Below are 14,292 nucleotides of genomic sequence, written 5' to 3' on the forward strand. Positions count from 1 at the left end.
CCGACGGCGCGAGGGCTGTCGCTCCCACCGATACGGACTCCGTCGATCTAATCTGACGACATGTCAGACAATGAGTCGTACGACCTGCTCGGCTTCGACAACGTCCTGCTCCCCGTCGGCGACCTCGGCGAAGCCGTCTCCTTCTACGAGCGGGCCGGATTCGGCGTGGCGTTCCGGCTGGACGAGGCCGGGATCGCCGGGCTGAAGGTCGGCAAGGAGACGCCGGGGCTGCTGCTGCGGGTGGAGGAGGAACTGCGGCAGCGGCCCCCCGCGTGGGCGTCCGCGCGGGTGTGGCTGGAGGTGCCCGACGCGCGGGCCGCCGCGCGGGCCCTCGCGGCGGCGGGAGTGGCGCCGCTCGACGCCCCGTTCTCCGTCGCCACCGGCTGGACCGTCGAGTTCGCGGACCCCTGGGGGAACGTCATCGGGCTCACGGACTACAGCAAGCGGCCGGAGCTGGCCCGCACCGGATGACCGGTTGAACGTGTTCAAAAACAGCGCTACAGTCTCCCCCAGGACGCTTTGAACGCGTTCAAGAATGCCACTGAGGGGTGGGGACATGGATCTCACGGTCGTCGCGTACGTCGTCTATGCGCTGGTCAGCGTGGGGCTGACGGTGTGGGTGGCACGCACATTGAGCAGGAACGGGCGGATCTTCCTCTCGGACGTGCTGCGGGGGAACGAGGCGCTCGCGGACGCGGTGAACCATCTCCTGGTGGTCGGGTTCTATCTCGTGAACCTGGGCTTCGTGGCGCTGTATCTGAACGCCGACGGCGCCATCACCAGCCCACGCGAGGTGTTCGAGGCGGTGTCGGCGAAGCTCGGCGTGGTGCTGCTCGTCCTCGGGGGGCTGCACCTGGGGAACGTGTTCGTGCTGAACAGGTTCCGGCGGCGGGGCGTCATGGAACGGGAGCAGCTGCCGCCGGTCGCGCCGCAGGGCTGGGCCGCCCCGACCGGGCGCGTATGAGCGCCGTGGCCGGACCGGCCGCCGTCGACCGGGGCGCCGAGCGCGTCCCGGTCCTCGGGCTCACCGTGCTGTACGACGCCGGGTGCGGGCTGTGCGCCTTCCTGCGGGAGTGGCTGGGAAGGCAGCGGCAGCTGGTTCCGCTGACCTTCGTGGCGGCGGGTTCGCAGGAGGCGCGGCGGCTGTTCCCGTCGCTCGATCACGGGGCGACGCTGGAGGAGATCACGCTCGTGGGGGACGGCGGGCAGGTGTACCGGGGGGCCGCCGCCTGGATCGTGTGTCTGTGGGCTCTGCGCGAGCACCGGCCGCTCGCGCACCGGCTGAGCACCCCGGCGGGAGCCAGGCTCGCGCGCACCGCCGTACTCACCGCCGCCAAGTGGCGCGGCGCCCACCGGCAGCCCGGCTCGGGCTGCGGGAGCGGAGGCGCCGAGCTGAAGGGCTGGGCGTACGACCGGCGGTACGGGTGGGTGTACCGGCCTCCGGGTGACTGCGACTCCGGTACCTGCCCGACTCGTTAGGCTCTGCCCGTGCCCGCAGCGAACGAAAGCCCCAACCCAGAGTCCTCTGCCGACCAGCTAGACGCGGAGGCCGGCGGCCCCGGGGGCGGCACGGAGCAAACCGGCCCCCGGGGCACCGCCAAGTCCGAGCAGACCCGCGCGCTGATCCTCGAGACCGCGCTGCGGCTCTTCCAGGAGCGCGGGTACGACAAGACGACGATGCGGGCCATCGCGAAGGAGGCCGGGGTCTCCGTCGGGAACGCGTACTACTACTTCGCCGGCAAGGAGCACCTGATCCAGGGGTTCTACGACCGGATCGGCGCGGAACACCTGGTGGCCGTGCGGCCCGTGCTGGAGCGGGAGAAGGATCTGGAGGCGCGGATCGCCGGGGTGCTCAAGGCGTGGCTGGACGTGGCGGAGCCGTACCACGAGTTCGCGGCGCAGTTCTTCAAGAACGCGGCCGATCCGCAGAGCCCGCTGAGCCCCTTCTCCCCCGAGTCGCAGGGGCCGCGCGAGGAGTCCATCGCCATCCACCGCGAGGTGCTCGCCGGGTCCAAGGCCAAGGTCCCGGACGAACTCCGGGACATCCTCCCCGAGTTGATGTGGCTCTCCCTGATGGGGCTCGTCCTGTACTGGGTCTTCGACCGGAGCGAGGGGCGCGCCCGCAGCTACCGGCTGGCCGAGCGCGGTGCCCGGCTGACCACCCGCGGCGTCTCGCTGGCCCGGTTCCGCGCCCTGCGCCCCCTCGTCCGCGAGGTGCACGAGCTGTTCACGGACTTCCTGCCGGGGATGACGAGGGGGGCGGCGGGGGCGGGCGGCGAGGCGCGGGCGGCGGAGTGATCACTTTCGGGTGATCGGACTCGAACGGGACACCTGGTCCCGCTCCTGCCTACGATGATGGCCTCGACACCAGCCCACAGGAGGCACGTGATGTCCACAGCATCCGTCGAGCGGCCCCATGGCGACCGTCCGCTCATCGCGGAGGCGAACCAGGTCATGGACCGCCTTCCGGGGTATCGCGTCGAGATCATCGGAGGCACGATCGTCGTGACGCCGCCCGCCAACTTCGCCCACGCCCGTGCTCTGTCCAGGTTGCGGGGTCCCTTCATCGCCGCAGGGCTGGGGGACGGGGATTCCGAGGTGACCGAGGGTGTCGGGCTCTGGCTGCCGGGTGGTGCCGAGGACTACGCGATCCCCGACCTCGTGGTTGTCGACGCCGACATCGAAGATCACCTCGTCGAGAACAACTGCTACGACCCGATCGCCTTCCGTCTCGTTCTCGAGGTCACCTCCAGCAACTACCAGAACGACCTCCGCGCCAAGGTCACCGCGTACGCCCAGGCGAAGATCCCGGTCTACGTCATCGTCAACCGCCAGCACCAGCGCCTCCACGTACTCACCGACCCCGCCGGCGACACGTACGCCAGCCACCGCGTACACGCCCCCGGCGAGACCGTCACCCTGCCCGAGTCCATCGGCGCCAAAGTCGCCCTGGACGTCGAGGCGATCCTCAAGGCAGGTCAGCCGAAAACTAATTGACCACGTCCACCTCCCCCTCAGCCACCCCCGCCGGCTCCACGTGGCACACCAGCGGCCCCTCCCCCACGACCACCTGACGCGCTCGCGAGACGTGCGGCGGTGAGGTGGTCGTCGCCAGCAGATACGGCCCCGGGCCCGGCGACGATGTACGAACCGTCCGCGAGGGACCTCACCCGGTCCAACTCCCGCCCGCCGCGCGACAGCAGCGTCACCTCCACTTCCGCCAGCGGCTCACGGTCCGGCGTGCGGACGAACCCGTGGACCACGGAGGCGGTACCGGCGGGATGCGGCACCGGCGACGGCTCCTCCTCCCTCGGCTCCACCGCCAGATGCGGCAGCCTCCGCTCCAGCCCCGCCGACAGCCAGGGCGACCGCGGGGTGAGCACGGCCCCGGGTGATGGCCTGAAAGTGACGGTCACCCTCCCACCAGCGCCCAGACCGTCTTCCCGTGCCGTCCCCGGCTCCACACCCCCCAGGCCGCGGCGAGGTGCTCCACGAGCCGCAGCCCCCGCCCCGTCTCCTCCCAGTCCCCCACCTCTCTGATCCGGGGCACGGTCATGCTCTCGTCGGAGACCTCGACCAGGCAGGTCCCGTCCGCCAGCGCGGTCACGGCGACCTCGAACTCCCGCTCCAGCAGGGGGCCGTGGCGGACGACGTTGGTCGCGAGCTCGGAGACGACGAGGACGACGTCCTCCAGGGCCGCGGAGCCCTCCTTGTGCCCCCAGTCGATCAGATGTTCCCGCACGCGCAGCCGGGCGAGCCCCACGGACGCCGGATGGCGGGGCAGCCGGAAGGAGTTGCGTCTCAGCACATTCGCTCCTCACCCCGGACACGCCCCCGACACAGAACGATGCGTGGGGCGGGCACGCCGTGTCACTCCCGCGAACGTCCGGCCCGCGACTTCGCGTCAGCTGTCACGCGGCGTCTGTCATATCCACCCCAGCCGCCACAGCCGGAAGACACCGGTCCCGTCGGACAGGTACTGCGCCCCGCCGACGTCCTCGCTGCTGAGCACGTACTCCTTGCGCTGCCACAGCGGGATCAACGGCACGTCCTGGGCCACGACCTCCTGCAGCTCCTTGAAGTCCGTCGCAGCCCGGCTGCGGTCCTCGTAGCGCCGGCTGTCCTTGATCAGCCGGTCGGCCCGCGCGCTGCCGTAGCCGTTGTCCAGGGAGCCGCCGGTGCCGACGAGGGGCCCGCTGAAGGTGTCGGGATCGGGGTAGTCGGCGACCCAGCCCACCCCGTACGCGTCCAGCTTGCCCTCGGCGTACCGCTTCTGGAAGGCGGTCCACTCGTACGCCTTGGTCGTCACGTAGAACAGCCCGCTCGCCTCCAGCTGCTCCTTCAGCTCGGCGGCCTCGGCGGCGGCCGAGCCACTGCCCTCGGCGTAGCCGAAGGTGAAGCGCACCGGCATGCCGACGCCGGCCTCGTCGAGCAGCTGGCGGGCCCGCTGCGGGTCGGGGCGGGGGTTCGCGTCGAAGAACGAGGTCGTGTGGCCCGTGATGCCGGCCGGGATGAGCGAGTACAGGGGTTCGGTGGTGCCCCGGTAGACCTCGGCGACCAGCTTCTCGCGGTTGATCAGCGCGGCCAGCGCCTGCCGCACCCGGCGGTCGTGGAACGGCGAGCCCGCCCGCACGTTGAGGACCAGGTTGCGGGTCTCGGTGCTGTCGGCCTCGACGACCCGCTGGCCGGGGTCGCTGGGCGAGAGGGCGGCGAGTGTCGCGGGGGGCAGTGTGCGCGTGGCGACGTCGACCCGGCGCTCCTTCCACGCCGTGCGCAGCGCCGCCGAGTTCTCGTAGTACCGCATGAGGACCGGGCTGCGGGCGCCCTCGGCGGCGCCCCGGTAGTTCTCGTCGGGGGTGAGGCGGGCCTGCCCGTCCTGGTACGACGTCAGGGTGTAGGGGCCGGTGCCGTCGGCGCCGCCGTCCGTGCGCAGCCGGTTGACGGGGTATCTGGTCCGGTCGACGATCGCCCCGGCGCCGGTGGCCACCTTGAACGGGAAGGTGGCGTCCGGTGAGGAGAGGTGGAAGGTGACGGACAGCCCGTCCGCGCTGACCGACCGGAGGGTGGCGAGCAACGCGGCCGGTCCCACGTCGGAGTTGATGCGCTTGACCCGGTCGAAGGAGTACTTGACGTCCTTCCCGGTGACCTCGCGTCCGCTGGGGAATGTCAGGCCCGGCCGCAGGGTGCAGCGGTAGACGGTGAGCGCGTCGCCGAGGAACCCGCAGCCGCGCGCGGCGTCCGGCACGGGTGCGGCGCCGCCCGGTTCGAAGGTCAGCAGTGACTGGAACACGTTGTTGAACAGGGCCCAGGACCCGGCGTCGTAGGCGCCGGCCGGGTCGAGCGAGGTGACCTTGTCGGTGGTGCCGACGACGATCGTCCTGTTCCCGTCCCGCTGGGCCGGCAGCAACTGCCAGCCGCCGATCGCCGCGATCGCCACCACCAGCAGCGACGCGAGAATCCGCAAGCGAACCGACCGCATCGGCGCCCCTTCCAAGGACCCCACCCGGCCCACTACGCACAGTGGTTCCGCGGTGGCGCGGATCACCTAACCACAGTCGGTTGTGTTGACGGAAGACAGGTTTTGTTGAGTTGAGAAAGAACTCAGTAAGTCTGCCGCCCCTTTGTTTCCGAAAGGCTCCCGTACCAGGAGCGGGAGCCTTCCTGACGCATGACGAACCGTCACGCCTGCTTCGAGGCCAGCTCCACCACGGTGATGTCCGAGGGCGCCCCGACCCGCACCGGCGGCCCCCAGGCACCCGCGCCGCGGCTCACGTAGAGCTGGGTGTCGCCGTAGCGCTCCAGCCCCGCGAGGGTGGGGTTGGCGGCCTGGGCGACATAGGTCATGGGCCACATCTGGCCACCGTGGGTGTGGCCGGAGAGCTGGAGGTCGACGCCGTGGTCGACGGCGTCGTGGATCTGCACGGGCTGGTGGGCCATCAGCACCACCGCCCGTGAGGTGTCCCGGTCGCCGAGCGCCTTGGCGAAGTCGGGGCCCTGGCCCTCGTCCTCGCCCGCGATGTCGTTCACTCCGGCGAGGTCGAGGTACGGCAGTTCGCGGCGGGCGTTCTCCAGCGGTGTCAGGCCCAGCCGGCGCACCTCCTCGACCCACTGCTCGGCGCCGGAGATGTACTCGTGGTTGCCGGTGACGAAGTAGCTGCCGTGCCGTGCCTTCAGCCCGGCGAGCGGTGCCGCCGCCGGGCCGAGGTCCGCCACGTCGCCGTCGACCAGGTCGCCGACCACCGCGATCAGGTCGGGCTGCGTGGAGTTGATCGTGTCGACGACCTTCTGCGCGAAGCCGCGGCCCAGCATCGGCGAGAGGTGGATGTCGCTGACCACCGCGATCCGGAAACCGTGCGCGGCGCGCGGCAGCTTCGCCAGCGGCACGGTGACCCGCTTGAGCCTGGGACCGCGTACGACGCCGTAGGTGCCGTAGCCGACCGTGCCCAGGGCCGCGGCGGCGACGGCCCCGCCCACCACGCGGGAGACGAAGAGGCGGCGGGAGGGATCGGCCGAGGGTGTGGGGGTGCTCGGGGCCGGGGGTTCCGCCGAGTGGGGCGGGCGTTCCGCCGAGTGGGGCGGGGCCGGCCGGCCGGGCTCGGCGGTCTCCGCGGAGTCGGCGGGCGATGCGGAGTCGGCGGACGGTGCGGGCTGCGCGCCCGCCGGGACGGGCTCCGGCTCGCGCACCGCGGGTTCCGGCTCGCGCACCGCGGGCTCCGGAGCGCGCCGCTCCACCGCACGGCGCAGGAGGGGCCGTACGAGCTCCCCCACCAGAAGGGCGAGGAGCATGTACAGCGCGAAGGCGAGCCACATGAAGCCCGGCCAGGTCAGCGTCTGTTGCAGCCAGAAGGGCGCGTGCATGCGCTCGGCCGCGAAGCCGGCGATCATCAGCACCGGTCCCGCGACGAACACCGCCGTGCCCACGCGTCTGGCCGGGCCCGGTCCGCGTGTCGTGTCACGCACCAGGCGGCGCCACGCGTACCAGTGGAGCGCCCCGAAGAGGGTCAGCACCAGCAGGAGCACCAGAACGAAGACGGCGATCATCACGTGGCACTCCCTGCGGCGGCCCGGCGAAGGGCCCGCAGTCCGCGCAACCCGATGACCCCGATGGCCGTCCCCAGTACGAAGGAGACGACGGCGAGCGTCAGATGCACCCAGAAGTACGCCGTCGGATCACCCGCGTCGTCGAACGCGAGCCCGCTGCCGTCCTTCCAGAGGTTCTTGACGAAAGTGATCCAGATGACCCAGCTCCACACCCCGAAGGCGAGCAGGAACCAGGAGAGGGGGCGGCTGAGCTTCATGGGTTCAGTATCGCCGCCGACCGTCCCGGTATCGCGCCGGGGTGCGTGCGGGGGCGTGAGCAGGAGTGTGAGCGCCACGGAGCGCTGCAGTGGGATTTACCGGTCGGAGCCATGTACTTTCTCGATCGTGCCCGCCTCCAAGAAGACCGCCAGGCGCCCCCTGCTGGTCACCTCAGCCACCCTGCTGTCCTTCTCCCTGACCTCCCTGCCGATGCTGACGGCCGGCCCGGCCTTCGCGGCGAAGCCGTCACCGAGTTCGAGCGCCTCGCCGTCCGCGACACCCCCGGCGACCATGTCGACCGTCGGCGGCGAACTGTTGGGCGAGCCCGGCACCCAGGCCAGTCTCGGCAGCGACGCGCCCGTGCTGCCCAAGGACATCAGCGCCCGTTCCTGGATCGTCGCCGACGCCGAGTCGGGCGAGGTGCTGGCCGCGCACAACGCGCACTGGCGGCTGGCTCCCGCGAGCACCCTGAAGATGCTGTTCGCGGACACGCTGCTGCCGAAGTTCAACAAGGACGACGAGCACAAGGTCGTGCCCGCCGATCTGGCGAGCGTGGGCTCGGGCTCCAGCATGGTCGGCATAAAGGAGGACGAGACGTACACCGTCCACGATCTGTGGCTCGGTGTCTTCCTTCGCTCCGGCAACGACGCGGTGCACGTCCTGTCGGCCATGAACGGCGGGGTGAAGCAGACCGTCGCGGACATGAACGCGCACGCCGAGGAGCTCCAGGCCCTGGACACGCACGCGGTCAGCCCGGACGGGTACGACGCCAAGGGGCAGGTGTCGTCCGCCTACGATCTGACGCTGATCGCCAGGTCGGGGCTACAGAAGAAGGACTTCCGGGAGTACTGCTCGACCGTCCGGGCGAAGTTCCCCGGCGAGACGAAGAAGGGCAAGAACGGCAAGAAGAGCCGTTCGTCCTTCGAGATCCAGAACACCAACCGACTGCTCACCGGGGACAGCGGCCTCGACTCCTACCAGGGCATCGCGGGTGTGAAGAACGGCAACACCACGAACGCGGGCGCCACGTTCACCGGGGTCGCCGAGCGCGACGGCCGGGTCCTCCTCGTCACCGTCATGCATCCGGAGAAGGAGGAGCACAACCAGGTCTACAAGGAGACCGCGAGCCTCCTCGACTGGGGGTTCAAGGCGGCCGGCAAGGTGACGCCGGTGGGTGAGCTGGTGCCGCCCAAGAGCGCGGACACCTCCGGCGGGGGTGCCGACGAGCCGAGTGCGCAGCCCGGTGCCACCGCGTCGGCGTCCGCCTCCGGCGGGGCAGGCGGCAAGTCGGTCGCCGCGCGGGCCTCCGGCGGGGGCGGCGGGGTCGGGATCGCCCTCGGGATCATGGGGGGCGTGTTGGTGCTGGTGGCCGGAGCGGTGTTCCTGGTGAACCGGAAGTGGCCGCTGCGGGCGAAGAAGTAGCGGCGGCCCGGGAGCGTCCGCCTCGCTGGTGGGGGATGCGGGGTGCGGGTCTCGTCGTGACTGGTCGCGCAGTTCACCGCGCCCCTTATGGGGCGCCGTTCCCGGCCGGGGGTGCCAGGTCCCCTGTGTGCGCGCTCTCCTTGCTGCCCTCCGCCGTCCAGGCCGCGCAGTACAGCAGGAGCTTGGTGGTGAAGTTGATCCAGAGCAGCAGGGCGATGGGGACGCCGAAGGCGCCGTACATGCTCTTGGAGGCGACGCCCTGGATGTAACCGCTGAGCAGGAGCTTGAGGAGTTCGAAGCCGACGGCTCCTATGAGGGCGGCGACGACGAGACGGCGGCGCGGCGGCTGGACGCCGGGCAGCAGGGTGAGGACGTAGAGGAGGAGCAGGAAGTCGGCCAGGACGGCGACGGCGAACGCGGCGAGGCGGAGCAGGAAACCGCCCCAGCCGTCGCGGTCTATGCCGAGCTGGTCGGCGAACCGGCTGACGGCCCAGGAGGCGGCGGCGGAAGCGGCCAGGGAGACGAGGACCGCCCCGCCGAGACCGACCAGGAGGCCGGCGTCCTTGCCCTTGGCGACGACGGGGTTCTCCTCGGGGTCCTCCTTCTCCCAGACCGCGCGCAGACAGCCGCGCATCTCGCCGACCCAGCCGATGCCGGTGAACAGCAGCAGCGCGCCCGCGATGATCCCGACCGTGCCGGCGTTGTCGACGAGGCCGGCGATGTCGAGCTGGTCGGAGATACCGGGCACCTGTTCGGCGAGCCGGTCGTCCAACTCCCGCTGCTGGTCCTTGCCGAGGGTCGCCGCGACGACGGCCGCCGCCACGGTCAGCAGCGGGAACAGCGCGAGAAAGCTGATGAACGTCATCGCCGCGGCCAGCCGGGTCCACTTCACCCGCTCCAGCCGCTCGTACGACCGCCACGCGTGCGTCGTCATCAGACGCTCCACCAGCGGACCCACCCCGGGAAGCTTTTTCAGCCAGTCCATGATCCGAACTCTGCCCCAGTCGTCGACACCCGATACCGGGTACCCCCACACCAGTTCACGGATCCCCTCTTGACGGCATCACTCCCGCCACGGTCGTGACGGCTCACCACGACCGACTCACCGTGAACAGCTCACCGTGACCGGCTCACCAGTCCGCCACCGCGAGCCCGTACATCGTCAGCCACACGACGCCGATGACGGTGAGGGCACGATCGCGCAGGACGACGTCCTCGGGTTCGCCGGCGGTGCCCCGGTCGGCGAAGACGGCGTAGCGGAGGACGGCGAGGACGAAGGCGACCATGGACAGCTGCCGCCAGGGCAGCACGCTCGTGGTGGGGACGCCGCCCTCCTCCAGGGCCCAGAGGCAGTAGCCGAGCACGGCGACACCGGCGGCCAACTGCCAGACGAAGCGGAGGTATCCGGCCGTGTACTCGGCGAGCAGGGCCCGGGTCGCGCCCGCCCGGTCGGCCAGCTGGACGGCCTCCGAGTACCGCTTGGCGGCGACCATGAACAGCGCGCCGAAACCGGTGGTGATCAGGAACCAGCGCGAGAGCGGGATGCCCAGGGCGATCCCGCCGATCATGGCCCGCATCAGGAACCCGGTGGTGACGACCGCGAGATCGACGACCAGGACGTGCTTGAGGCTGACGCAGTAGGCGAGTTGGAGACCGAGGTACGCCGTCAGCAGCGCAGCGGTGTACGGCGAGCAGAGCCAGGCGGCGGCCGCCGGCGCGAGCACGGCCAGGGCGCCTCCGACCCCGTACGCGACCGCCACGGGCACCTGCCCCGAGGCGACCGGGCGGTGGCGCTTGACGGGGTGCGCGCGGTCGGCGTCGGCGTCCCGGGCGTCGTTGACGAGGTACACGGCGGCGGCGCAGGCCGTGAAGAGGGCGAAGACGAGGGGGAGTTGGACGAGCGCGCGGTGGGTGAAGAGCTCCCCGGCGGCCGCGGGCGCGGCGACGACGAGGGTGTTCTTGATCCATTGCCGGGGGCGGGTGGTCCGGAGGAGCCCGCGGAGGAGGCCGCGGAGGATGCCGGCCGTCGGGGGCGCGTGTCCGGAAATCGCCCGGCGCCCGGGGAAGACGGCGCGCCCTGCTGTCATGGGGCCGGTGGTGCGGAGGGTCGGCGTGGCGCCGGCCGTCGTGGCGCCGGTCGCGGTCCGGCCGGTCGTCGCGAGGTCGGTCGTGGTGCGGCCGGTCGTGGTGCGGCCGGTCGTGGTGCCGTCGGCTGTTCTGTGGCCGGTCGGCGCGTGGCCGGTCGGCGCGTGGCCGGTCGTGGCGCCATCGGCCGTTGCGTGACCGGCCGTTGCGTGACCGGCCGTTGCGTGACCGGCCGCCGTGTCGCTGGTCACCGCGTGGCCGGCCGTCGCGGGGCCGGCCGTCGCGCGCCCGGTCGGCGTGCGTCCCGCCACCGTGCGCTCAGCCATCGCCGCTCACCACCCAGCGCGCGCCCAGTCGTGCCGTGAGCGCCCCGAGCGCCACCCCCGCCGCCACGTCCGACGGGTAGTGCACGCCGACGACGAGCCGGGAGAGGCACATCGCGGCGGCGAGCGGCGCGGCGGCGGACAGCAGCACGGCGGCGCCCGGGGCTCCGTGGGCCACGACGGCGACCGCGGCCGCCGCCGAACTCGCGTGCGAGCTGGGGAAGGAGTGCCGTCCGACCGTGCGGACGAGGGGCTGGACATGGGCGGGGCGCGGCCGCCGTACGACCCGCTTGACGCCCATGCTGGCCAGATGCGCCCCGGCCGTCAGTGCCGTGCCGCGCAGCCACACGCGACGCCGCTCCCGGTCGACGGCGGCGCCCGCCAGTCCGGCCGCGAGCCACAACAGACCGTGCTCCCCCACCCGGGACAGCCCGCGCGCGGCGCTCGCGACACGCGGGTCCGCACCACGGGCGTGCAGCGCGGAGAGCAGCCGCCGGTCCAGCCCCCGCACATCTTCGACGACGTCAACTTCATCCATGCGACGCCACTCTTCTAGGTGACCGGCCCGGAGCTACGGCAATCTTGAACGACATCCCACTAATCACCCATTTCGGTGAGGCGACAGAGCGGGCGTGCCGATGCGCCCGGCTCCTCCCGGTACGCGGCGATACGGTCGCGAGCATGCCAGCCGACGCCGCCTCGACATCCCCGGCTCCCCCGCCCGCCGGACCCCGCCGCCCCGTCGCGCCCCCCGGCCCGGGCCCCGCCGCTCCTGTCACGGTCACCGGCTGGGGCCGCACCGCCCCGACCGCCGCCCGGGTGCTCCGCCCGCGTACGTACGAGGAGGTCGCGGCCGTCGTACGGGCGTGCGGGGCGCACGGGGCGCGGGGCGGGATCGCCCGGGGGCTGGGGCGGGCGTACGGGGACGCGGCGCAGAACGCGGGCGGCGCCGTCCTCGACATGACCGGCCTCGACCGCGTCCACGCCATCGACGCGGACGGCGGCACCGTGCTGTGCGACGCGGGCGTCTCGCTGCACCGGCTGATGGAGGTCCTGCTCCCCCTCGGCTGGTTCGTGCCGGTGACCCCGGGGACCCGTCAGGTGACCGTCGGCGGTGCCATCGCGGCCGACATCCACGGCAAGAACCACCATGTCTCCGGGTCGTTCTCCCGCCATGTCCTCTCCTTCGAGCTGCTCACGGCCGACGGGGAGATCCACACGGTCGTCCCCGGCACCCCGCTCTTCGACGCCACGGCCGGCGGCATGGGCCTCACCGGCGTCGTCCTCACCGCGACCGTCCGCCTCCTGCCCGTCGAGACGTCCTGGATGTCCGTCGACACCGAGCGCGCGCGTGACCTCGACGACCTCCTCGCCCGCCTGACCGCCACCGACCGCTACTACCGCTACTCGGTCGCCTGGATCGACCTGCTCGCCAGGGGCGCCGCGACGGGCCGGGCGGTCCTCACACGCGGCGACCACGCGCCACTGGAGGCACTGGAGCCGCCACGGTCGACGGGCTGGGATCCGTCGTCGCGATCGACGGGCTGGGCCCCGTCCTCGGGATCGGCGGGGGCTCCGTCGTCAGGATCGATGGGCTGGGCACCGTCGTCAGGATCGGTGGGGAGGGCGTCCACGCGCGCGCGTGGGGGCCGCCGCTCCTCGTTCGGTGACGCGTTCCGGTGCCGGCGGGACATGACCGCCGATCCGCTGGAGTTTCGGACCCCCCGCCTGCCCGCTGCCCCCTCCTTCGTCCCCGACGGCCTCCTCGGCCGTACGGCCGTGGGCCTCTTCAACGAGCTCTGGTACCGCCGGGCGCCCCGGGCCCGCACCGACGAACTCCAGCGGCTCTCCACCTTCTTCCACCCCCTCGACGGAGTCCCGCACTGGAACCGGATCTACGGCCGGTCCGGCTTCGTGCAGTACCAGTTCGTCGTCGGACACGGCCGGGAGGAGGTCCTGCGCCGGATCGTGGACCGGATCTCGGCGCGCCGCTGCCCCTCCTTCCTCGCCGTCCTGAAGCGGTTCGGCGAGGGCGACCCCGGCTGGCTGTCCTTCCCGATGCCCGGCTGGACCCTCGCCCTGGACATCCCGGCGAGCCTGCCCGGTCTCGGCGCCTTCCTGGACTCGCTCGACGAGGAGGTCGCCGCCGCCGGGGGCCGCGTCTACCTGGCGAAGGACGCCCGTCTTCGGCCCGAACTGCTGGCCTCGATGTATCCGAGGCTCCCCGAATTCCGCGCGCTGCGGGAGGAGCTGGACCCGGGCGGGGTCTTCGTCTCGGACCTGGCCCGCCGTCTCGGCCTGTGAACGCCGTGCCGTGAGCGCGGTGCACCCCTTGTGTCCCCCACACCCAGGAGCTGTCATGAAGGACGCCTTCGGCACCCCCCAGTCCCTGCTGATCCTCGGCGGTACGTCGGACATCGCGCTCGCCACGGCACGCCGGCTGATCGCCCGCCGCACCCGCACGGTGTGGCTGGCGGGGCGCCCGTCGCAGGCCCTGGAGAACGCGGCCACCCATCTGCGCGGCCTCGGCGCGGAGACCCACACCATCACCTTCGACGCTCTCGACCCCGAGTCCCACGAGGCGATCCTCGGCAAGGTCTTCGCCGAGGGCGACATCGACATGGTCCTGCTCGCCTTCGGGGTCCTCGGCGACCAGGCGAACGACGAGCGCGACCCGGTCTCCGCCGCGCGCGTCGCGCAGACCAACTACACCGGCGCCGTCTCGTCCGCCCTGGTCTGCGCGCGGGCGCTCCAGGCGCAGGGACACGGCTCCCTGGTGGTGCTGTCCTCCGTCGCCGCCGAGCGGGCCCGCCGCTCCAACTTCATCTACGGCTCCAGCAAGGCCGGCCTCGACACCTTCACGCAGGGCCTCGGCGACGCCCTCCACGGCACCGGCGCCCACGTCATGCTCGTCCGCCCCGGCTTCGTCCGCACGAGCATGACGGCGGGCCGCCATGAGAGCCTCTTCGCCACGACGCCGGAGGCCGTGGCCACCGCCATCGAACTGGGCCTGCGCCGCCGCTCGGAGACGGTCTGGGTCCCCGGTTCGCTACGCCTGGTGATGACGGCCCTGAGGCACGTACCGAGGACGCTCTTCCGTCGCCTGCCGCTCTAGGAGGGCCGAGCCCCCTGTTTTCAGGGGGGCGGGGAACCACGCGAACAA

General features: G+C 72.1%; 16 protein-coding genes. 8 read left to right on the plus strand and 8 right to left on the minus strand.

Features of this window, described 5'->3' with window-relative positions; genetic code table 11:
• Positions 1-60 precede the first annotated feature (60 nt).
• From ACZ52C_RS07525 to ACZ52C_RS07545, 5 genes are all read left to right on the plus strand, one after another.
• Positions 61-471 (plus strand): VOC family protein, encoded by a 411-nt coding sequence (locus ACZ52C_RS07525; RefSeq protein ID WP_469073849.1) that lies wholly within the window; start codon positions 61-63, stop codon positions 469-471.
• Positions 472-556: 85 nt separating this feature from the next.
• Complete coding sequence (locus tag ACZ52C_RS07530) at positions 557-964, plus strand: hypothetical protein (RefSeq protein ID WP_469073850.1); 408 nt, start codon at positions 557-559, stop codon at positions 962-964.
• Entirely contained in the window at positions 961-1,479 is a 519-nt protein-coding gene (locus ACZ52C_RS07535; protein WP_469073851.1) for a thiol-disulfide oxidoreductase DCC family protein, read from the plus strand. Before ACZ52C_RS07530 ends, ACZ52C_RS07535 begins: the two co-directional genes overlap by 4 nt.
• 9 nt (positions 1,480-1,488) lie before the next feature.
• Positions 1,489-2,298 (plus strand): TetR family transcriptional regulator, encoded by an 810-nt coding sequence (locus ACZ52C_RS07540; RefSeq protein WP_469073852.1) that lies wholly within the window; start codon positions 1,489-1,491, stop codon positions 2,296-2,298.
• Between the two features lie 90 nt (positions 2,299-2,388).
• Positions 2,389-2,997, plus strand: a complete 609-nt coding sequence (locus tag ACZ52C_RS07545; RefSeq protein WP_469073853.1) for a Uma2 family endonuclease — start codon at positions 2,389-2,391, stop codon at positions 2,995-2,997.
• Positions 2,998-3,014: 17 nt separating this feature from the next.
• Here the strand turns inward: ACZ52C_RS07545 and ACZ52C_RS07550 are convergent, their stop codons facing one another.
• From ACZ52C_RS07550 to ACZ52C_RS07570, 5 genes are all read right to left on the minus strand, one after another.
• Entirely contained in the window at positions 3,015-3,383 is a 369-nt protein-coding gene (locus ACZ52C_RS07550) for a peptidase associated/transthyretin-like domain-containing protein (RefSeq protein WP_469073854.1), read from the minus strand.
• Between the two features lie 29 nt (positions 3,384-3,412).
• Positions 3,413-3,808, minus strand: coding sequence for an ATP-binding protein (locus tag ACZ52C_RS07555; RefSeq protein WP_469073855.1), 396 nt, complete (start codon positions 3,806-3,808; stop codon positions 3,413-3,415).
• Positions 3,809-3,925: 117 nt separating this feature from the next.
• Complete coding sequence (locus ACZ52C_RS07560) at positions 3,926-5,479, minus strand: ABC transporter substrate-binding protein (protein ID WP_469073856.1); 1,554 nt, start codon at positions 5,477-5,479, stop codon at positions 3,926-3,928.
• A gap of 200 nt (positions 5,480-5,679) precedes the next feature.
• Positions 5,680-7,041: a metallophosphoesterase gene (locus tag ACZ52C_RS07565; RefSeq protein WP_469074170.1), complete on the minus strand. Its 1,362-nt coding sequence runs from the start codon at positions 7,039-7,041 to the stop codon at positions 5,680-5,682.
• Positions 7,041-7,298, minus strand: a complete 258-nt coding sequence (locus tag ACZ52C_RS07570) for an SCO4848 family membrane protein (protein ID WP_045559564.1) — start codon at positions 7,296-7,298, stop codon at positions 7,041-7,043. The genes ACZ52C_RS07565 and ACZ52C_RS07570 overlap by 1 nt, the downstream gene beginning before the upstream one ends.
• A gap of 127 nt (positions 7,299-7,425) precedes the next feature.
• On the opposite strand from ACZ52C_RS07570, the gene ACZ52C_RS07575 reads away from it, so the two are divergent.
• A complete protein-coding gene (locus ACZ52C_RS07575; RefSeq protein ID WP_469073857.1) occupies positions 7,426-8,721 on the plus strand; it encodes a D-alanyl-D-alanine carboxypeptidase family protein in 1,296 nt (431 codons plus the stop codon).
• 85 nt (positions 8,722-8,806) lie between these two features.
• Here the strand turns inward: ACZ52C_RS07575 and ACZ52C_RS07580 are convergent, their stop codons facing one another.
• The 3 genes from ACZ52C_RS07580 to ACZ52C_RS07590 form a co-directional block, all read right to left on the minus strand.
• The gene (locus ACZ52C_RS07580) at positions 8,807-9,706 is read right to left on the minus strand and encodes a YihY/virulence factor BrkB family protein (protein ID WP_469073858.1); all 900 of its coding nucleotides are present in this window, start codon (positions 9,704-9,706) and stop codon (positions 8,807-8,809) included.
• Between the two features lie 145 nt (positions 9,707-9,851).
• On the minus strand, positions 9,852-10,808 hold the full coding sequence (locus ACZ52C_RS07585) for a decaprenyl-phosphate phosphoribosyltransferase (protein ID WP_469074171.1): 957 nt from the start codon (positions 10,806-10,808) through the stop codon (positions 9,852-9,854).
• A gap of 316 nt (positions 10,809-11,124) precedes the next feature.
• Positions 11,125-11,667, minus strand: coding sequence for a phosphatase PAP2 family protein (locus tag ACZ52C_RS07590; RefSeq protein WP_469073859.1), 543 nt, complete (start codon positions 11,665-11,667; stop codon positions 11,125-11,127).
• A 143-nt stretch (positions 11,668-11,810) separates the two neighbouring features.
• Here ACZ52C_RS07590 and ACZ52C_RS07595 point away from each other — a divergent pair, with 143 nt between their 5' ends.
• Together ACZ52C_RS07595 and ACZ52C_RS07600 are read left to right on the plus strand one after the other, a co-directional pair.
• Positions 11,811-13,433: an FAD-binding protein gene (locus tag ACZ52C_RS07595; RefSeq protein WP_469073860.1), complete on the plus strand. Its 1,623-nt coding sequence runs from the start codon at positions 11,811-11,813 to the stop codon at positions 13,431-13,433.
• 55 nt (positions 13,434-13,488) lie between these two features.
• On the plus strand, positions 13,489-14,244 hold the full coding sequence (locus ACZ52C_RS07600) for a decaprenylphospho-beta-D-erythro-pentofuranosid-2-ulose 2-reductase (RefSeq protein ID WP_469073861.1): 756 nt from the start codon (positions 13,489-13,491) through the stop codon (positions 14,242-14,244).
• Positions 14,245-14,292 lie beyond the last annotated feature (48 nt).

It is taken from the genome of Streptomyces sp. NPDC034049, assembly GCF_055575575.1.